The sequence below is a fragment of the Stenotrophomonas sp. 107298_Sma genome, assembly GCF_056480345.1.
In genome coordinates, this window is sequence record NZ_CM151094.1 from 998,468 (window position 1) to 1,016,779 (window position 18,312).

An 18,312-nucleotide genomic window follows, 5' to 3' on the forward strand; every position below is an offset into this window, starting at 1 on the left:
GTGGTGATGGAATCGGTGTATCTGCTGGTCGCGCTCGGTGCGATCGTCGCCGGATTCGTGCAGGGGTTGTCCGGTTTCGCTTTCGGCATGGTGGCGATGTCGTTCTGGGCGTGGGGGCTGGAGCCGCGATTGGCGGCCACGCTGTCGGTGTTCGGCGCGCTGGTTGGCCAGCTGGTAGCCGTGTTCACCGTACGACGCGGCTTCAACCTGCGCCTGCTGCTGCCGTTCGTGCTCGGTGGATTGGCTGGTATTCCGCTGGGCGTGATGGTGCTGCCGCAGCTCGATATGAACTGGTTCAAGGCGCTTCTGGGTGGCTTCCTGGCGCTGTGGTGCCCGGTGATGCTGATGGCGCGCTCGTTGCCGCCGATCACCGTCGGAGGCCGTTTCGGGGACGCGATCGCCGGCATGGCCGGTGGCGTGCTCAGCGGCATCGGTGGCTTTGCCGGCCCGGTGCCGACGCTGTGGAGCACGCTGCGCGGCTTCGGCAAGGACGAGCAGCGCGCGGTCATCCAGAACTTCAACCTGGCGATGCTTGCGGTGACCATGGCCACCTACGTCGGCAGTGGTCTGGTAGACCGCCAGATGCTGCCCTATTTCGCCATCGTGGCACCGGCCATGCTGGTGCCTACGTTGTTGGGCGCGCGGGTCTACATCGGCATCAGCGAGGCACGCTTCCGGCAAGTCGTGCTGGGCCTGCTGACCGTGTCAGGCATCGCGTTGCTGGCGTCGTCGCTGCCGGTGCTGCTGGCACGCTGAGGGAGGAACGAAAAAGGGCGCCAGGAGAGGCGCCCTTTGTCGTCTATGGCATGTTGCGGCTCAGCGCTGCTGGATCTTCGACAGCAGGCGCAGGAACTCCACATACAGCCAGACCAGGGTCACCATCAGGCCGAATGCGCCATACCACTCCATGTACTTCGGCGCGCGCTGGGCGACCCCGGTTTCGATGAAGTCGAAATCCAGCACCAGGTTCAACGCGGCCACGACCACCACGAACAGGCTGAAGGCGATGCCCAGCCAGCTGGAGTCGTGGATCACCGGCACGTTGATGTTGAAGAAGCCCAGTACGAACGAGGCCAGGTAGAGCAGGGCGATGCCGCCGGTTGCCGCGACCACGCCCATCTTGAAGTTTTCGGTGGCCTTGATCAGGCCGCTGCGGTAAGCGAACAGGAGCGCGAACAGGGTGCCGAAGGTCAGCAATACCGCCTGGAACACGATGCCGGGGAACTTGGCGTTGAACAGCGCCGAGATCGCGCCCAGGAACAGGCCTTCGACCAGCGCGTACATCGGTGCGGTGACCGGCGACCATTCCTTCTTGAACACGGTGATCAGCGCCAGCACCAGGCCGCCGATGGCGCCGCCCATGGCATACAGCTTGGCGCCGGCCATGACCTGGCCGTAATCATCGATGGTCTGGTTCCAGGCGAAGGCGGCGGTCAGCACGGTCAACAGCAGCAGGAAGCCGGTCTTGTTGACGGTGCCGTTGAGGGTCATGGCCTGGTCGGGGCTGGTCACCACCGAGCCACTGGCAAGGTCGAGGAAGGTGGACTCGGAAAGAGCCGGGTTGCCGCTGCGCATGCGTGTTCTCCGTGCGAATGAAGGTCAGGACGGCCATCCGGCCGATGGTCGCGAGCATAGCCGATGACTGCTTTCGGCGCTGTGGCAGGCTTCGGGTCTGCACATCCCGCGTTGACAGTTCGCGATGCGCTTGGCGACAATGGCGAGCTCCCCGGGCACGGCCCGAGGGGATTGCAAGATCGGGGTATAGCGCAGTCTGGTAGCGCGCCTGCTTTGGGAGCAGGATGTCGGGGGTTCGAATCCCTCTACCCCGACCAATCCCACGCCATGTCGGATTGGACGCCGTTCGGTCTGGGCGCCCGTAGCTCAACTGGATAGAGCACCGGCCTTCTAAGCCGGCGGTTACAGGTTCGATTCCTGTCGGGCGCGCCATTGAAATCAATGGCTTACTGAATTCAGCTCCGTTTTGACTCGGCGTCTCCGTGAGTGTGGCGGCTTGGTCGTAGCGGAACGAGCAACGAAAAAAGCCAGCGCACTGCGCTGGCCTTTTTTCTTTGTGTCGCGGTGCGGTGGGTTACATCTGTTCCAGCTCGCCTACCCGTACCTTGCCGCCGCCGCAGTTGCCGTAGCAGCCGCCGCCGATCGGGCCGCTGCCACCACCACCACCGCTGCCACCACCGCCGCCGCCGCCGCCGCCACCCTGGGAGTTGGGCGGAAGAACGGTCGAGATAACTTCACCGGAATCGAATTTCCCGTTTCGCCAGGTGTAGTTGACGCAGGAAATGCCGTTACAGACGGTCAGGACGTCGCCTGACTGGACTCGGGTCTGGGCTGTCCACACGGTTGTCCGCCCGTCGTTGAGCTTTGCAACCTCTTGGGAAAGCTGCTGGTTGGTCACCGGGTCCGGATAGGGAGTTGCCAGCGTGCACCCGGCGGTGCAGTTGATGACGCCAGGAAGCTTTTTCGCTTGAACACTCCCTGCCGCCATGAACAGCAGGACGCCTGCAACGGCGGGGATGGAGCTTCTACCAAGCGAAGGGATAATCCCAATCAGTCTAGCTTTCACAATATGTCCTTATCGTGGGATGCAACAGTTCTTGAAGATCTCGTTGGATGACAGGCGGGCTGTTTCTTTCTGTTGGCTGCTCAGGTTTTTCTCACGGGTTGCAATGTCATTGGTTGTGGCGAATCGCGGGTCCAGTCTGTTGAGGACGCGGGTGTAAGCCAGGGCGGCGACAGGATCTGCAGGAACGATGCCGCCGTAGGTGTAGGCCATTGCCATGTCGCTGATGACGTTGACGTTCCCCTGTGCTTCCAGCTCGCGCAGATACCCGGTGGCTGTCTCCTTCCATGCCTCAAGCTTCGCCGGGTCACGGATGGCGTCATCAAGCGAACCGATGGCCTTCTCTGGAGAGAGTGAGTAGGCGCGCATCGCTTCCTGCGAGCCCATGGCGGCGGCTTTCGAGAGCCAATCGGCGTGATAGATGTCCTGATCCAGAGCGAGCGACTCGCACTCCTTGAGGATTCGCTCGGATCTTTCCAGGAACCAGTTGCCTGCCCCGACGCTGGCAGCTGAATCGGCCAGGTTGTCAGCGCGATCGGAGATGAAGGTCTGGCATTGCTCGACGGTCCGATAGATTTCGTAGGTCGCCGTGGCATCTCCAGATTCGGAGCGCTGCATCAGTTGCTTGACGTGGGCGAGCGCGTCACCAGGAGGGCGGAATTCATTTCCCCTGACGATTTCGTAGGCTTTGGGTCCCACTGCCTTGTACGAGCCCCGAGGAATCTTGTTCTCGCTTTCAAGCGTCTGTGCGGCCGTTGCGCGTGATGCAGGAAGCTGCTTTCCATGAGCAGGCGTGCCTTGCTGGCTTCCGCTGCTGTCGGATTCCTGCGGTGTGGTGCCAGCCGTCTCCTGCTGCCGATAGCTGGACACTGCAACGGCTGCCACTGCCAGTGCCGCTGCCAGCGTGACGAATCCGATTAGCCGCTTTCTCATTTACTGATCTCACCTTCGTTGCAGGAACCGGCATGGTTGCAAACGCGAGCGCCGCGTTCCATGTCAGCAGCTAACGTTGCATGAACAGATCTCCCCCATTCCCATTCCGGATTTGTTCACGATTCATTCACTTTTTGTTCACTCGGCGAAAGCGGGCGAGACGGGCAGGCGCGAGTCAGGCGAAGCGGGTGGCTGGGCTGCTTCCAGGCGTTGTTCGACGCGATCGGTGCGTAGGACCTCAACATCGAGGACCGCGATGGCACGCGGCATCTGGTCATTTCCAGGCGCATGCGGCTTGTTGGCGGTTTGATGTCGCCGATGGGTCGCGGTGCCTCATCTTCTCTGTCGAAGATCAACACCCGAGCAATGCGGTGCGTCGTCGGTCACTTGCCGCGTTTCCCGGCAATGCGGAATCGTTCAACGCGATGCTCCAAATGGGCACCGCCCTCTGATCCACCGTCCACCAGGTGTGGTGTGGTGACTGCCGACGCAGCAGTGGCAACGTTGGGTTGAACAAGGGGTGGGGGAGAACGGCAAGCCTTGGCCCTGCCCCTGCACATCAATGTGAAGAAGTGCTTGCAATTCCCTTGCGGCTCCCGGAAAATGCCGGACTCGCTTCGGGGGACGGACTTCTGGTTCCACCCGGTCGCAACGCATCAAGTCCAGGTGTCAGTGGTATCGATGCAGGGACGAAAGTTTCAGTGGTGGCTGTAGCTCAGTTGGTTAGAGTACCGGATTGTGATTCCGGTGGTCGGGGGTTCGAATCCCCTCAGCCACCCCACTGATTCAACCGCATCGGCGCAGCCGACACGGTATTGCAATAAACAGAAGGCACGCTACAATGTGCGTCTGAGTTTCACGGGCCGTTAGCTCAGTTGGTAGAGCAGTTGACTCTTAATCAATAGGTCCAAGGTTCGAATCCTTGACGGCCCACCAAGACAGAAGCCACCTGGCATGCCAGGTGGCTTTTTTCTTATAAGTGTGACCCCTTCGATTCGATGGCGGACACGCTGCGGAGTCCCGCCTGGTGCGGGTCTTCTGCGGGAGCGGGATCGTAGTGCTGCTTTCAACGCTGTTGAAAAAAGTGCTTGCGCCCACCGAGCGGATCGGGTCATAATTCGCGCCCCGATTTCGGGCTGTTAGCTCAGTTGGTAGAGCAGTTGACTCTTAATCAATAGGTCCAAGGTTCGAATCCTTGACAGCCCACCAGACAAAAGCCACTTGGTCCGCCAAGTGGCTTTTTTCTTGCCTGCGCTCGGGCGATCAGCTGTAGTCGCACATCCACGCATGACGTGGATCCACCAGGGATGCCTGAAACCGGGTTGCATGCGTCATCAGTGTTTTCAATGCTGTGCTCTGCATCTCACCGGGCGCGCGCTGCATCACTCCCAATGGATGTTCCGCGCAAAGCGCATGTTGGAGAGCACGTCGATGTTGCGAGTGAACCGAAGCACGAAGCTGGTTGGAGCGGGCCTGTTGGTGATGGCATTGTCGGCCTGCGGCAGAAGCGAAACGCCGGAGCAGGATCCCTCCCGCACGGTCGAGCGGCCGGCCGGTACCGATTCGATTCCCACGCAGCAGGCCGGAACTGGCATGCATGCCGGTGAAACGGGTGCGACGCCCGCCGATCCGGCGGCGGCCGATGTGGAGATTCGCCATTCGACCGATGGGCAGGGCGTCGAGGTACACAAAGTGGACAAGGCGGGCGCGGAGCTGGTCGCGCCGGTGAAGTAACCTGCCGGGCCCGGAATGGCCCCGGTCCTCCGGGCCCTCTGGCTGTCGCACGACCTGCCTTGCGCGCTTGGATTGCGGGACGGGCGCACATTCATCTTTGTCATGCCTTTCGCTTTCCAGCCCCGCCTGCGACAATGAATCCCTGTGCCGGCCACGCGAAAGTGGCGGAATTGGTAGACGCCCTGGATTTAGGTTCCAGTGTCGCAAGGCGTGGGGGTTCGAGTCCCCCCTTTCGCACCAGTGCCGGCCTGTCCCCGCCCTGATTGGGCCATCTGCGCCCCTTGACCGGCACGCGCTGGCAGTGCAGGCCAAATTGGGCGAAACTAAAGGGCTGCGGCAAGCAGGCGCGTCCCAGACGTCGTGTCCTTACAACCGTTTCATCCCAATCATCGAGCCGGGGGCCTGGGCCACCGGTGGCAGGAGTCAACATGCAAGCTTCGATCGAATCCACCGGCAACCTGGAACGCCGCCTGAGCTTCTCGCTGCCGGAAGACCGTCTGCAGAGCCACATCGTCGGCCGCCTGGGCGAAATCGCCCGTACAACCCGCATCAAGGGTTTCCGTCCGGGCAAGGTGCCGGCCAAGGTGATCGAGCAGCGCTTCGGCGCGCAGGTCCGTGGCGAGGCGCTGGATGGCCTGCTGCGCGAGACCTTCGACGCGGCCGTGCGCGAGCACGACCTGCGCATCGTCGGCAGCCCGCGCATCGACAAGGGTGACGAAGGTGAATTCTCCTTCGTCGCCACTGTGGAAGTGGTGCCGGACTTCGGCGACATCGACGTCAGCAAGCTGACCGTCGTGCGCCACAGCGCCGAGATCACCGATGCCGACATCGACCAGATGATCGAGAACCTGCAGAACCAGCGTCGCACCTGGGCCCCGGTCAGCCGTGGCGCGCAGGACGGTGACCTGGTCGCGGTGGAAACCTGGTCGCAGGCCGGCGAAGAGCGCCTGCCGGCCGAGGGCACCGAGAAGGGTTCGATCGTGCTCGGCCAGGGCATGATGTTCGAAACCATCGAAAAGGGCCTGGTCGGCCTGGCTAAGGGTGAAGAAAAGACGCTGGACGTCGAGTTCCCGGCGGACTGGCGCGTGCCGGTGCTGGCTGGCAAAACCGTGCAGGTCACCGTCAAGGTCGCCGAAGTGTCCGAGCCGGTCGTGCCGGCGGTAGACGAAGCCTTCATCAAGAGCTTCGGCGTGAAGGGCGGCGACGTCGAGCAGTTCCGCAGCGACATCCGCGCCAACCTGGAGCGCGAGCTGAAGGGCGCCCTGATGAACCGCCTGCGCCGTGAAGTGGGCGAGCAGTTGATCGCCGCCTATGCCTCGGTGGAGATGCCGCCGCGCCTGGTCGAGAACGAAGCCCGCGCCATGCTGGCCCAGCAGGTCGAGCAGATCCGCCGCAATGGCCAGAACGTCGGTGAGATCCCGGCCGATGCCCATGAAGGCTTCAAGGATGCTGCCGCCAAGCGCGTGCTGGTCGGTCTGCTGGTCGGTGAAGTGGCCCGCGTCAACGATCTGCGCCTGGAAGCCAAGCGCCTGAACGAAACGATGCGCCTGATCGCTTCGACCTATGAAGAGCCGGAACAGGTCATTGAGATGTACCGCAACGACCCCCAGCTGATGTCTGGCCTGCAGAACCGAGTGATGGAAGAGCAGGTGATCGACTGGATCGCCGAGCGTGCCCAGCACACTGAAGAAAAGCTGTCGTTCCAGGACGCGATCCGCCAGTAAGTCCGGGCGGATCACCGGATGCCCCGCGCCTGTCCCGGCGCGGGGTTGTTTTCCCCCAAGATAGGTACCTCACGTAATGGACAACCGAACCAAAGCCCTGAACCTGGTTCCGATGGTGGTCGAGCAGACCAGCCGCGGCGAGCGTGCCTACGACATCTATTCGCGCCTGTTGAAGGAGCGCCTGATCTTCCTGGTGGGCCCGATTGACGATCACATGGCCAACGTGGTGGTGGCGCAGTTGCTGTTCCTGGAATCGGAAAACCCGGAAAAGGACATCAACATCTACATCAACTCGCCGGGTGGCGTGGTCACCGCCGGTATGGCGATCTACGACACCATGCAGTACATCAAGCCGAATGTGAGCACCACCTGCATCGGCCAGGCCGCCTCGATGGGCGCCCTGCTGCTGGCCGCGGGCGAAGCCGGCAAGCGCTATGCGCTGCCGAACTCGCGCGTGATGATCCACCAGCCGCTGGGTGGCTACCAGGGCCAGGCCACCGACATCGACATCCACGCGCGTGAGATCCTGACCCTGCGTTCGCGCCTGAACGAAGTGCTGGCCAAGCACACCGGCCAGTCGCTGGAGACGATCGCCCGCGACACCGAGCGCGACAACTTCAAGAGCGCGTTCGAGGCACAGGCCTATGGTCTGGTCGACCAGGTTCTGGAGCGTCGTCCGGATGAGTCGATCCAGGCCGGCTGAGCCATCATCACGGGGCCCTGGAGGTCCCGTTCCTGCAGGGTCGGGCGGGACTGGTGTCCCTCCGGCCCTGTGCTATTCTCGAATCGAACCCCCGTTCAGCGGGTGGGGTAACTGGGTAAGCGAAGCATGAGCGAAGACCGCCAAGGTCGTTCCACGGACACCGGCAAGATCCTCTACTGCTCTTTCTGCGGCAAGAGCCAGCATGAAGTGCGCAAGCTGATTGCGGGTCCGAGCGTGTTCATCTGCGATGAATGCGTGGAGCTGTGCAACGACATCATCCGTGAGGAACTTGAGGAAAAGGCGCAGTCGGCGCGCAGCTCGCTGCCCAAGCCGCGCGAGATCCTCGAGGTCCTCGACCAGTACGTGATCGGCCAGAACCGTGCCAAGCGTACCCTGGCCGTGGCTGTGTACAACCACTACAAGCGCATCGAAAGCCGGCAGAAGAACGACGAGGTCGAACTGGCCAAGTCGAACATCCTGCTGGTCGGCCCGACCGGTTCGGGCAAGACGCTGCTGGCCGAGACCCTGGCCCGCCTGCTCAACGTGCCGTTCACCATGGCCGACGCCACCACGCTGACCGAAGCCGGTTACGTGGGCGAGGACGTGGAGAACATCATCCAGAAGCTGCTGCAGAAGTGCGACTACGACGTCGAGAAGGCACAGCAGGGCATCGTCTACATCGATGAAATCGACAAGATCTCGCGCAAGAGCGAGAACCCGTCGATCACCCGCGATGTGTCCGGCGAAGGCGTGCAGCAGGCCCTGTTGAAGCTGATCGAAGGCACCGTGGCCAGCGTTCCGCCGCAGGGCGGCCGCAAGCACCCGCAGCAGGAATTCCTGCAGGTGGACACCAAGAACATCCTGTTCATCTGCGGCGGCGCGTTCGCCGGGCTGGACAAGGTGATCCAGGCCCGTTCCACCGACGTCGGCAGCATCGGCTTCGGCGCCAAGGTGAAGAGCGCCGAGCGCAAGCAGGAAGTGGGCAAGGTGCTGGCTGAAGTCGAGCCGGAAGACCTGATCAAGTTCGGCCTGATCCCCGAGTTCGTCGGCCGCCTGCCGGTGGTGGCGACCTTGGAGGAGCTGGACGAGCCGGCCCTGATCAAGATCCTGACCGAGCCGAAGAACGCCATCACCAAGCAGTTCAAGAAGCTGTTCGAGATGGAGAACGTCGAGCTGGAGTTCCGTCCGGACGCGTTGTCGGCCATTGCCAGGAAGGCGCTCAAGCGCAAGACCGGCGCCCGTGGCCTGCGCACCATCGTCGAATCGGTTCTGCTGGACACCATGTACGACCTGCCGTCGCAGGAAAACGTCAGCAAGGTGGTGGTGGACGAGTCGGTGATCGAGCACAAGTCCGAGCCGTACCTGATCTACCAGACCCCGGCGGCCCCCGAACAGAAGGCCGCAGGCGCCGAGTGATCCTTTCAAGTTTTTGATTTGAAAGGATTTTAAACGAACGCCTTGCATCTGAAAGCCGATGGCCCCATAACGGGGCCATCGGCTTTTTTTGTCTCCGGAAGATGCCCTCCCGGAGGCGGTTTTCCCCTTCCCTGGAGCCCCCATGGCCCGTTCCCCAAGTGAAACCCTCGACCTGCCGGTCCTGCCGCTGCGCGACGTAGTGGTGTTCCCGCACATGGTCATCCCGCTGTTCGTCGGCCGTGACAAGTCCATGCACGCGCTCGAACAGGCAATGGAAGCGGACAAGCGCATCCTGCTGCTGGCGCAGAAGTCGGCCGAGACCGATGACCCGCATGCGGCCGACCTCTACCAGGTCGGTACGCTGGCGCAGGTGCTGCAGCTGCTGAAGCTGCCCGACGGCACCATCAAGGTGCTGGTCGAAGGCCTGTCGCGCGTGCAGGTGACCCACGTCGACGAGCGCAACGGCTCGCTGCATGGCCAGGCCGTGGAGATCGACGCCACCGACGAACGCGAAGCGCGCGAGGTCGAGGCGATCGCCCGCTCGCTGATGTCGTTGTTCGAGCAGTACGTGAAGACCAACCGCAAGCTGCCGCCGGAGTTGCTGCAGACCCTGTCCGGCATCGATGAGCCGGCGCGTCTGGCCGACACCATTGCCGCGCACATCAGCGTGCGCCTGTCTGACAAGCAGCGCCTGCTGGAAACGCTGGCGGTGGGCGACCGCCTGGAGATGCTGGTCGGCCTGGTCGACGGCGAGATCGACGTGCAGCAGATGGAAAAGCGCATCCGCGGCCGCGTGAAGTCGCAGATGGAGAAGAGCCAGCGCGAGTACTACCTCAACGAACAGATGAAGGCCATCCAGAAGGAACTGGGTGACCTCGACGACGCACCGGGCGAGCTGGAAGAGCTGGCCCGCAAGATCGCCGAAGCCGGCATGCCGAAGGCTGTTGAAGCCAAGGCGCGCAACGAACTGAACAAGCTCAAGCAGATGTCGCCGATGTCCGCCGAAGCGGCGGTGGTGCGCAACTACCTTGAGTGGTTGCTGGGCGTGCCGTGGAAGAAGCGCAGCAAGGTGCGCAAGGACCTGAAGGCCGCGCAGGACACCCTGGACGCCGATCACTACGGCCTGGAGAAGGTCAAGGAACGCATCCTTGAGTACCTGGCAGTGCAGTCGCGGGTGAAGCAGATGAAGGGGCCGATCCTGTGCCTGGTTGGTCCGCCGGGCGTGGGCAAGACCTCGCTGGGCCAGTCCATCGCCAAGGCCACCAACCGCAAGTTCGTGCGCATGTCGCTGGGCGGCGTACGCGACGAGGCTGAGATCCGTGGCCATCGCCGCACCTACGTCGGTTCGATGCCCGGCCGCATCGTGCAGAACCTCAACAAGGTGGGCAGCAAGAACCCGCTGTTCGTGCTGGATGAGATCGACAAGATGTCGATGGACTTCCGTGGCGATCCGTCGTCGGCGCTGCTGGAAGTGCTCGATCCGGAGCAGAACAACGCCTTCAACGACCACTACCTGGAAGTGGACCTGGACCTGTCCGAAGTGATGTTCGTGGCCACCTCGAACTCACTCAACATTCCGGGCCCGCTGCTGGACCGCATGGAAGTGATCCGCATCCCCGGCTACACCGAGGATGAGAAGCTCAACATCGCCACCCGTTACCTGTCGCCCAAGCAGATCAAGGCCAACGGCCTGAAGCCGGAAGAGCTGGAAATCGGCGCTGATGCCATCCAGGACATCGTGCGTTACTACACGCGCGAATCGGGCGTGCGCAACCTGGAGCGCGAGATCGCCAAGATCTGCCGCAAGGTGGTGAAGGAAATCGCGCTGGCCGGCCCGCAGCCGGTGAAGGCGAAGAAGGGCGCGAAGAAGTCCAAGGCGCTGGTCAGCGTGACCGGCAAGAACCTGGACAAGTACCTGGGCGTGCGTCGCTTCGACTTCGGTCGCGCCGAGGAAGAGAACGAGATCGGCCTGGTTACCGGCCTGGCCTGGACCGAGGTGGGCGGCGATCTGCTGCAGATCGAATCGACGCTGGTGCCGGGCAAGGGCCAGCTGATCCTGACCGGCCAGCTCGGCAACGTGATGAAGGAATCGGCGTCGGCGGCACTGTCGGTGGTGCGTTCGCGTGCGGTGGGCTTTGGCATCGACAGCGACTTCCTGCAGAAGCACGACGTGCACGTGCACGTGCCCGATGGCGCCACGCCGAAGGACGGCCCCAGCGCCGGTGCAGCGATGGTCACCTCGCTGGTGTCGATGCTGACCAAGGTGCCGGTGCGTGCCGATGTGGCGATGACCGGCGAGATCACCCTGCGTGGTCGCGTCACTGCCATCGGTGGCCTGAAGGAGAAGCTGCTGGCCGCACTGCGTGGCGGTATCCGCACCGTCATCATCCCCGAAGAGAACCGCAAGGACCTGGCCGACATCCCGGCCAGCGTCACCCGCGATCTGCAGATCGTGCCGGTGAAGTACATCGAAGAAGTCCTGGACCTGGCGCTGGAGCGTCCGCTGGCACCGAAGAAGGCGCGCAAGAGTGCGCAACGCGTCACGGTGCGTAGCAAGGCCAAACCGAGTGGAAGCGCGCGCGTCAAGCATTGACGCGCGCTGTCCAATGGCTTGAAACCCGCGTCGTTGCTGGCTTTCCAGCTTGCGTGGGGGTAGGGCCACTGGTATAAAAGCAGCACTCGCGAATGAGTGATCGCTGTCGGCGATGACTGAATCAGCGAACCGTTTCCACATGGCGGCCGCATGCAGAAGGCGTGCGGTTGCTTCCCTGTCGAATCTGCGGAACCCACCGCCAAAGGAGTTGTAAAGAATGAACAAGACCGAATTGATCGATGCCGTTGCTGAAGCTGCCGACCTGACCAAGGCCGAGTCCAGCCGCGCTGTCGATGCCGTCGTTGCTGCCGTCACCAAGGCGCTGAAGGACGGCGATGCGGTCACCCTGGTTGGCTTCGGTACCTTCCAGGTCCGCGACCGTGCTGCCCGCACCGGCCGCAACCCGAAGACCGGCGACACCATCAAGATCGCTGCTTCGAAGAATCCGTCGTTCAAGGCTGGTAAGGCCCTGAAGGATGCTGTAAACTAAGCGGCTCGCTGGGGTGCTTAGCTCAGCGGTAGAGCGTCTCCTTTACACGGAGAGGGTCGGGGGTTCGAAACCCTCAGCACCCACCACAGCACCGCGGTAAAAGTTTGAGTGTGGAGCGGTAGTTCAGCTGGTTAGAATGCTGGCCTGTCACGCCGGAGGTCGCGGGTTCGAGTCCCGTCCGCTCCGCCATTCAACGAGGCCTCCGGCCAAAAGCTGGAGGCTTTGTTTTCTCCCCGGTCCAGATCGGCAGAAAACAAAGAAGGTAACAATGCGGAGCGGTAGTTCAGCTGGTTAGAATGCTGGCCTGTCACGCCGGAGGTCGCGGGTTCGAGTCCCGTCCGCTCCGCCATTACATCGAGGCCCCCAGTCGAAAGCTGGGGGCCTTGTCTTCTCCCCGGCAGGTCCGGGAGGAAGACGAAACGTTTTTTGCAAGAACGGAGCGGTAGTTCAGCTGGTTAGAATGCTGGCCTGTCACGCCGGAGGTCGCGGGTTCGAGTCCCGTCCGCTCCGCCATTGCAGAATTCTTAAGTCCCTGTGAAAAAACTTTGAAAAAAGTGTTCATCGGGCTGGGTTTCCAGGGTGTCTTCGGATATACTGGGCGCCTGCAAAGTTCAAGCGCGGAGCGGTAGTTCAGCTGGTTAGAATGCTGGCCTGTCACGCCGGAGGTCGCGGGTTCGAGTCCCGTCCGCTCCGCCAACTTTAAAAGCCCTCGGCGCAAGCCGGGGGCTTTTTCTTTGTGTTGTTCGCGCGGTCGGACGCGAGGCATGCATCTGCCAGTGGCGGGTTGCTGCGAGGATGCGGCGCAGGCCGCGCCGGGGCTGCTTTTGGTCCCTGCGACGAAGCGGGTTACACTGCCGGGCTCGCCAATCAGGCCTTGTGATTCCTCACCATGCTGCAGAAACTCCGCGACAAGACCTCAGGCTGGATCGTCACTGTGATCCTGGGGCTGCTGATGATTCCGTTCCTGTTCGTGATCGACAACAGCTATCTCGGTGGCGTTGGCGCACAGAACGTGGCCAAGGTTTCCGCGCCTCCGACCTGGTGGCGTTCGGCCCCGTCGTGGTGGCCGGTGCGCATGCTGTGGCAGCACCATGAGATCAGTGCGCAGGATTTCCGCACCCGCTTCGAACAGGAGCGCATGCGTGAGCGCCAGCAGCAGGGCGAGAACTTCGACCCGCGCGCGTTCGAGAGCACTGAAAGCAAGATGGCCGTGCTCGATCAGTTGATCGATGAGCAGGTCGTGCGCCTGGTCGGCGAGCAGGCTGGTGTCGTGATCGGCGATGGCGCGGTGCGTGAGTACATCACCACCATTCCGGCCTTCCTCGATTCGAACGGCAAGTTCAGCGAGAACAACTACCGCCTGGCCCTGGCCGGCGGCAATCCGCCGCGTACCCCCACCCAGTTCCAGGAACTGGTGCGTGAGAGCCTGCAGCAGTCGGTGATTCCTTCCGGCCTGCAGAACTCCGGCTTCGTTACCCAGGCCGAAACCGAGCGCCTGCTGAAGCTGCTGGGTGAAACCCGCGACGTCGAGCTGGCTGCGCTGCCGGAAGTGCCGGCCGATACCGCGCCGGTCACCGACGCGCAGATCAAGCAGTGGTACGACAGCCATGGCAAGGATTTCCGCCAGGCCGAGAGCGTGTCGCTGGAGTACGTCGAGATCAACGGTGGCAACCTGCCGGCGCCGACCGCGGCCGACGAAGCCACCCTGCGCAAGCGCTATGAAGACGAGAAGGCGAAGTTCACCTCGCCGGAACAGCGCCAGGCCTCGCACATCCTGCTGACCGGTGACGGTGCCGAAGCCAAGGCGAACAAGATCGCTGCCGAGGCCAAGGCTGCCGGCGCCGACTTCGCCGCGTTGGCCAAGGCCAACTCGGAAGATCCGGGTTCGAAGGACCAGGGCGGTGACCTGGGCTGGGTCGAGCGTGGCGCAATGGTCAAGCCGTTCGAAGACGCCCTGTTCGCCGCCAAGGCGGGGGACGTTATCGGCCCGGTGAAGACCGACTTCGGTTACCACGTCATCAAGGTCGCCGCCGTGCGCGGTGGCGAAGGCAAGTCGTTCGAGGAAGTGCGTGACACGCTCGCCGCAGAGCAGCTGAAGGCCGACGGCGAGCGCGGTTTCAACGAGCTGGCTGGTCGCCTGGTCGACGCCATCAACAAGAGCCCGAGCGATCTGGCCGCTGCGGCCAAGGAAGTGAACCTGCCGCTGCAGACTCTGGGCCCGATCACCCGTGCCACCGCCAGCGGTATTGCCACCGATCCGGCCGTGCTGCGTGCCGCGTTCTCCGACGTGCTGGTGCAGGACGGCACCGCCAGCGACCCGATCGCCCTGGGTGGCGCCACCAACCACAGCGTGGTCATCCGCGTGGCTGCACACACCCCGGAACAAGCGATGCCGCTGGACAAGGCCCGCGAGCAGGTAATCGCCGCGATCCGCGCCGACCGCCAGCGCCAGGCCAGCGACAAGGCGGCCGACGCCGTGCTGGCCAAGCTGAAGGCCGGCGCCACCCTGCAGTCGCTGGCCGCCAGCGAGAAGCTGCAGCTGAGCCCGATGCCGGGCCTGCCGCGCAGCCAGCCGGTGCCGACCCCGGAAATCAATCGCGCGATCTTCAGCGCACCGGTCCCGGCCGAAGGCAAGCCGAGCTACGGCAAGGTTGACGTCAACGGCCACGCGCTGCTGTTCGCAGTGAACAAGGTCAATCCGGGCGACATCAAGGAAGTGACCGCCGAGCAGCAGAAGCAGCTGAAGGACCAGCTGAGCCAGATCGACGGCATGGCCGCAGCCAAGGCCTACATCGAGGCGATGCGCAAGAAGTTCGTGATCCAGACCACCGAAGCGAACCTGTAAGCCTCATCGGTTTGCAGGAGCGAGAAAGGCCCGGCATTGCCGGGCCTTTTTTTTGTTGGTGTGTGGGTGCGTAGAGTCGAACTTGCTCGCCTGCACATGTGGAGGCATTCGAGCAAGCTCGACTCTACGAGAAGCATGTCGAAGCAGCCGCACCGCGCAAGAAAAAGCCGAGCGTGGGCTCGGCTCTACAGGGAGTGCTTGGCTGGCGCGTCAGTCTTCGACGCGCAGTACCGCGCCCGGCTTCAGCACGCTGCTGCCGCTCAGGCCGTTCAGCGACAGCAGGGCCTTCACCGGCATGCCGTAGCGGCGGGCGATGGTCCAGGCAGACTCGCCATTTCGCACGGTGTGGCGACGGCTGCGCGGACGGTCGGCGATGGCCGCGACGGTCTTGGCCACCTGGGGCGTTGGCGCGGCTGCGGCGACCGGAACGGCGCTGGCGACCAGCGCGGTGGCAGCCTCTGCTACTGTCGCATTGGTGGCCGAGACCGGCGCCAGCACGCGAGTGGTGCCGGAGGCGCGGCCACCGCCTGCCAGGGCGGGGTTGAGGCGGGCGATCCTGGCCGGGTCCAGGGCGCGCTGTGCGGCCCATTGCTGGACGCTGGTGCCGGCCGGCAGGGTGTGGTCCTTCAGCACCGGCACGGTGCGGTCCAGCGAGGCCATCACGCGCGGCTGGTCTTCCACGTCTTCCAGCACGCAGGCCAGGGCATGCAGCTTCTCGACGTAGGCATAGGTGACCGGCGACAGGCCGGGCAGCGCCGAGGGCTTGGCGTTCTGCGCATTCATGCCAGCCTTGCGCAGCGACTGCAGCACGCGGTACTCGCCGGCGTTGTAGGCCATGGTTGCCAGGCGCCAGTCGCCACCGAACATGCCGTGCAGGGTCTTCAGGTAACGCACCGCGGCCTGGGTCGAATCGACCGCAGAGAGGCGTCCGTCATAGCCGTTGGCCATCGGCACGCGATGGTTGCGTGCGGTGGTGGCGATGAACTGCCACAGGCCGGTCGGGCCGCTGCCGTTGCGGGCATTGGGCCGGTAACCGCTTTCCACGAAGGGAATCAGGGCGAATTCGGTGGGCAGGTTGGCTTTGCGCAGTTCTTCAACCACATAACCGAACAGCACCAGTGCGTCGTCATCCTGATTGGCCAGGCGGGACGGCGCGTGGGCGAACTGCTTCTGCCAGCGCGGGCTGGTGGCTTCGGCATCGCAGCTGGGTTCGGCCAGGCCATCGCGGAAGCTGGTGAAGATCTCCTGGCCATTGCGCACCGAGGGCGCAGGCAGCGCGGACGGATCCAGCGGCAGCGCCGCAGCGGCGGTCAGGTTCTGGCTGATGCCGGCGCCCAGCGACTGTGCGCCTGCGGTTCCGGCCAGCCCCAGGACAAGGCCCAGGGCCAGCGGCAGACTTCGGCGCATCATGCGCGGAAGCCGTCTTTCCAATGCCGGAGACCGGCCATCACGTCGACGTCGTCAACGACGTCACGGCCCAGGTGTGCCGACACCGACGCACGGATCGGCGCCGTGTGCACACGCAGGAAGGGATTGCAGTCGAATTCGTTGGCCAGGGTTACCGGCAGGGTGGAACGGTCATCGCGGCGCATGGCCAAAGCCTCCTCTTGGCGCTGCCACAGGGCAGCGTTGGCGGGGTCGACATGCCGCGCGAAGACGGCATTTGACACGGTGTACTCATGAGCGCAACACAGCAGCAGTTGCGCGGGCAGGGCACCCAGCTTCAGCATCGATGCCAGCAGCTGGGACGGCGTACCTTCGAACAGGCGCCCACAGCCCAGGCTGAACAACGAATCTCCGCTGAAAAGGTGTTCAGCAGTGTGAAACGCGATGTGGCTGCGGGTATGCCCGGGCACGGATAGTACGTGGAACATCCGGCCCAGTGCCTGAACGCGTTCACCTTCGCCGACCCGCTCGGTCGCCGTCGGGATGCGCTCCTCGGCCGGTGCGATTACCCGCACACCGGGAAAACGCGCCTGCAGTGCGGGCACGCCGCCAATGTGGTCATCGTGGTGATGGGTGAGCAGGATGCTGTCCACGCGCAGGCCCTGGTCGGCCAGCGCGAGCACCGGCGCAGCATCGCCGGGATCGACGACCACGGCTGCACCATCGTCGTCGATCAACATCCAGATGTAGTTGTCCGCAAATGCGGTCAGGGCAGTCAGTCGCATAGAATTGGACCATGCCCGCGCTGCAGAGCACCCGTCAAGCGAGCCAGGCCCCGTGGTTCGACAGCGAACCGGCGGTGGCATTGCGCGTGCTGGAGCGGCAGTTGCTGCTGCCGCAGCTGTCGGTGCTGCCGACGCAGCCGTGGCTGTGGATCGCACCAAGTGCGGCCTGGCTGGACGATGCACAGCTGGGCGGACGCGGTCTGCGCCTGTTCCGGCAGGGGCAGGGCTATGCCGGCGACACCCGCTGCGCCCTGCCATTGCCGCTGGCCAATGAGAGCGTCAACGCCATCGTTCTGCAGCATGTGGTCGCGGCCGATGCGGACCAGCTGCTGGATGAGTGCGAACGCGTGCTGATGCCGGGCGGCCACCTGTGGCTGAGCAGCCTCAATCCGTTCAGCCCGTACCGCACGCGCTGGCGCCAGCATGGGCTGGTGGTGCGCACGCCGCAGCGGATCCGCCTGCTGCTCGGCCGCCATGGCCTGGAGTGCGACGATATGCGCTACCTCGGTCCGCTCTGGCAGGGCGGCGGCAGCCGTCGTCCCGGCGGCTGGGCACCACTGCGCGCGGCCTGCCTGTTCCATGCCGAAAAACGCACGCTGGCCCTGCCCGGGCCGAAACCGCTGCCGGTGCGCTGGCACGGCACTGTTGCTACCTGATTCTGGAGTTGTATTGAAAACCATCGAAATCCACACCGACGGTTCCTGCCTTGGCAATCCCGGCCCCGGCGGCTGGGCTGCGCTGCTGCGCTACAAGGGCCACGAGCGTGAACTGAGCGGCGGCGAAGCGCACACCACCAACAACCGGATGGAGCTGATGGCGGCCATCTCCGGCCTGGAGTCGCTGACCGAGCCGTGCAACATCGTGCTCTACACCGATTCGCAGTATGTGCGGCAGGGCCTGACCCAGTGGCTGCCCGGCTGGATCCGCAAGAACTGGAAGACCGCTGGCGGCGACCCGGTGAAGAACCGCGAGCTGTGGGAGCGCCTGCAGGCGGCCACGCTGCGCCACCAGATCGACTGGCGCTGGGTGAAGGGCCACTCCGGTGACCCGGACAACGAGCGGGTGGATACCCTGGCCCGCAATGCGGCCATCCAGATCCGCGACTCCAGCCCGGTAAACTGAGCC

At 63.8% G+C, this 18,312-nt stretch carries 15 protein-coding genes and 11 tRNA genes; 21 read left to right on the plus strand and 5 right to left on the minus strand.

The window, feature by feature from the left end; genetic code table 11:
• Positions 1 to 6: 6 nt before the first annotated feature.
• The gene (locus ACZK2G_RS04680) at positions 7 to 756 is read left to right on the plus strand and encodes a sulfite exporter TauE/SafE family protein (protein ID WP_046986961.1); all 750 of its coding nucleotides are present in this window, start codon (positions 7 to 9) and stop codon (positions 754 to 756) included.
• A gap of 60 nt (positions 757 to 816) precedes the next feature.
• Here ACZK2G_RS04680 and ACZK2G_RS04685 read toward each other — a convergent pair whose 3' ends face one another.
• The gene (locus ACZK2G_RS04685) at positions 817 to 1,575 is read right to left on the minus strand and encodes a Bax inhibitor-1/YccA family protein (protein ID WP_337302129.1); all 759 of its coding nucleotides are present in this window, start codon (positions 1,573 to 1,575) and stop codon (positions 817 to 819) included.
• Positions 1,576 to 1,755: 180 nt separating this feature from the next.
• Between ACZK2G_RS04685 and ACZK2G_RS04690 the strand changes: the two genes are divergently transcribed.
• Both ACZK2G_RS04690 and ACZK2G_RS04695 read left to right on the plus strand, forming a co-directional pair.
• Positions 1,756 to 1,832, plus strand: a tRNA-Pro gene (locus tag ACZK2G_RS04690).
• Positions 1,833 to 1,870: 38 nt separating this feature from the next.
• Positions 1,871 to 1,947, plus strand: a tRNA-Arg gene (locus tag ACZK2G_RS04695).
• 142 nt (positions 1,948 to 2,089) lie between these two features.
• Here ACZK2G_RS04695 and ACZK2G_RS04700 read toward each other — a convergent pair.
• Both ACZK2G_RS04700 and ACZK2G_RS04705 read right to left on the minus strand, forming a co-directional pair.
• A complete protein-coding gene (locus ACZK2G_RS04700) occupies positions 2,090 to 2,581 on the minus strand; it encodes a hypothetical protein (RefSeq protein ID WP_426354248.1) in 492 nt (163 codons plus the stop codon).
• Between the two features lie 9 nt (positions 2,582 to 2,590).
• A complete protein-coding gene (locus ACZK2G_RS04705) occupies positions 2,591 to 3,511 on the minus strand; it encodes a hypothetical protein (RefSeq protein ID WP_046988263.1) in 921 nt (306 codons plus the stop codon).
• 704 nt (positions 3,512 to 4,215) lie between these two features.
• On the opposite strand from ACZK2G_RS04705, the gene ACZK2G_RS04710 reads away from it, so the two are divergent.
• From ACZK2G_RS04710 to ACZK2G_RS04785, 16 genes are all read left to right on the plus strand, one after another.
• Positions 4,216 to 4,292: transfer RNA gene (locus tag ACZK2G_RS04710), tRNA-His, on the plus strand.
• A gap of 79 nt (positions 4,293 to 4,371) precedes the next feature.
• Positions 4,372 to 4,447, plus strand: a tRNA-Lys gene (locus tag ACZK2G_RS04715).
• Positions 4,448 to 4,644: 197 nt separating this feature from the next.
• Positions 4,645 to 4,720: transfer RNA gene (locus ACZK2G_RS04720), tRNA-Lys, on the plus strand.
• 78 nt (positions 4,721 to 4,798) lie between these two features.
• Positions 4,799 to 5,245 carry a hypothetical protein gene (locus ACZK2G_RS04725; RefSeq protein WP_248298526.1) on the plus strand — a complete coding sequence of 149 codons (447 nt, stop codon included), beginning with the start codon at positions 4,799 to 4,801 and terminating at the stop codon, positions 5,243 to 5,245.
• Between the two features lie 155 nt (positions 5,246 to 5,400).
• Positions 5,401 to 5,485, plus strand: a tRNA-Leu gene (locus ACZK2G_RS04730).
• A gap of 188 nt (positions 5,486 to 5,673) precedes the next feature.
• Positions 5,674 to 6,969: a trigger factor gene (gene tig, locus ACZK2G_RS04735; protein ID WP_136640032.1), complete on the plus strand. Its 1,296-nt coding sequence runs from the start codon at positions 5,674 to 5,676 to the stop codon at positions 6,967 to 6,969.
• 76 nt (positions 6,970 to 7,045) lie between these two features.
• Positions 7,046 to 7,672, plus strand: a complete 627-nt coding sequence (gene clpP, locus ACZK2G_RS04740) for an ATP-dependent Clp endopeptidase proteolytic subunit ClpP (protein WP_004146318.1) — start codon at positions 7,046 to 7,048, stop codon at positions 7,670 to 7,672.
• A 126-nt stretch (positions 7,673 to 7,798) separates the two neighbouring features.
• Positions 7,799 to 9,088: an ATP-dependent Clp protease ATP-binding subunit ClpX gene (clpX, locus tag ACZK2G_RS04745; RefSeq protein WP_004146319.1), complete on the plus strand. Its 1,290-nt coding sequence runs from the start codon at positions 7,799 to 7,801 to the stop codon at positions 9,086 to 9,088.
• Positions 9,089 to 9,230: 142 nt separating this feature from the next.
• On the plus strand, positions 9,231 to 11,681 hold the full coding sequence (lon, locus tag ACZK2G_RS04750; protein WP_046988260.1) for an endopeptidase La: 2,451 nt from the start codon (positions 9,231 to 9,233) through the stop codon (positions 11,679 to 11,681).
• 217 nt (positions 11,682 to 11,898) lie between these two features.
• Positions 11,899 to 12,171 carry an HU family DNA-binding protein gene (locus tag ACZK2G_RS04755; protein WP_004146343.1) on the plus strand — a complete coding sequence of 91 codons (273 nt, stop codon included), beginning with the start codon at positions 11,899 to 11,901 and terminating at the stop codon, positions 12,169 to 12,171.
• An 11-nt stretch (positions 12,172 to 12,182) separates the two neighbouring features.
• Positions 12,183 to 12,257, plus strand: a tRNA-Val gene (locus ACZK2G_RS04760).
• Positions 12,258 to 12,283: 26 nt separating this feature from the next.
• Positions 12,284 to 12,360: transfer RNA gene (locus ACZK2G_RS04765), tRNA-Asp, on the plus strand.
• A gap of 83 nt (positions 12,361 to 12,443) precedes the next feature.
• Positions 12,444 to 12,520 (plus strand) — tRNA-Asp (locus tag ACZK2G_RS04770).
• Positions 12,521 to 12,607: 87 nt separating this feature from the next.
• Positions 12,608 to 12,684 (plus strand) — tRNA-Asp (locus tag ACZK2G_RS04775).
• Positions 12,685 to 12,790: 106 nt separating this feature from the next.
• Positions 12,791 to 12,867: transfer RNA gene (locus ACZK2G_RS04780), tRNA-Asp, on the plus strand.
• A gap of 193 nt (positions 12,868 to 13,060) precedes the next feature.
• A complete protein-coding gene (locus ACZK2G_RS04785) occupies positions 13,061 to 15,016 on the plus strand; it encodes a peptidyl-prolyl cis-trans isomerase (RefSeq protein ID WP_136640033.1) in 1,956 nt (651 codons plus the stop codon).
• A 210-nt stretch (positions 15,017 to 15,226) separates the two neighbouring features.
• Here the strand turns inward: ACZK2G_RS04785 and ACZK2G_RS04790 are convergent, their stop codons facing one another.
• Positions 15,227 to 16,426, minus strand: a complete 1,200-nt coding sequence (locus ACZK2G_RS04790) for a lytic transglycosylase domain-containing protein (protein ID WP_136639926.1) — start codon at positions 16,424 to 16,426, stop codon at positions 15,227 to 15,229.
• On the minus strand, positions 16,423 to 17,187 hold the full coding sequence (gloB, locus tag ACZK2G_RS04795) for a hydroxyacylglutathione hydrolase (RefSeq protein WP_136639927.1): 765 nt from the start codon (positions 17,185 to 17,187) through the stop codon (positions 16,423 to 16,425). Before gloB ends, ACZK2G_RS04790 begins: the two co-directional genes overlap by 4 nt.
• 11 nt (positions 17,188 to 17,198) lie before the next feature.
• Here gloB and ACZK2G_RS04800 point away from each other — a divergent pair, with 11 nt between their 5' ends.
• Positions 17,199 to 17,843, plus strand: coding sequence for a methyltransferase domain-containing protein (locus ACZK2G_RS04800; RefSeq protein WP_136639928.1), 645 nt, complete (start codon positions 17,199 to 17,201; stop codon positions 17,841 to 17,843).
• 13 nt (positions 17,844 to 17,856) lie between these two features.
• Positions 17,857 to 18,309, plus strand: coding sequence for a ribonuclease HI (rnhA, locus tag ACZK2G_RS04805; protein WP_046982837.1), 453 nt, complete (start codon positions 17,857 to 17,859; stop codon positions 18,307 to 18,309).
• Positions 18,310 to 18,312 lie beyond the last annotated feature (3 nt).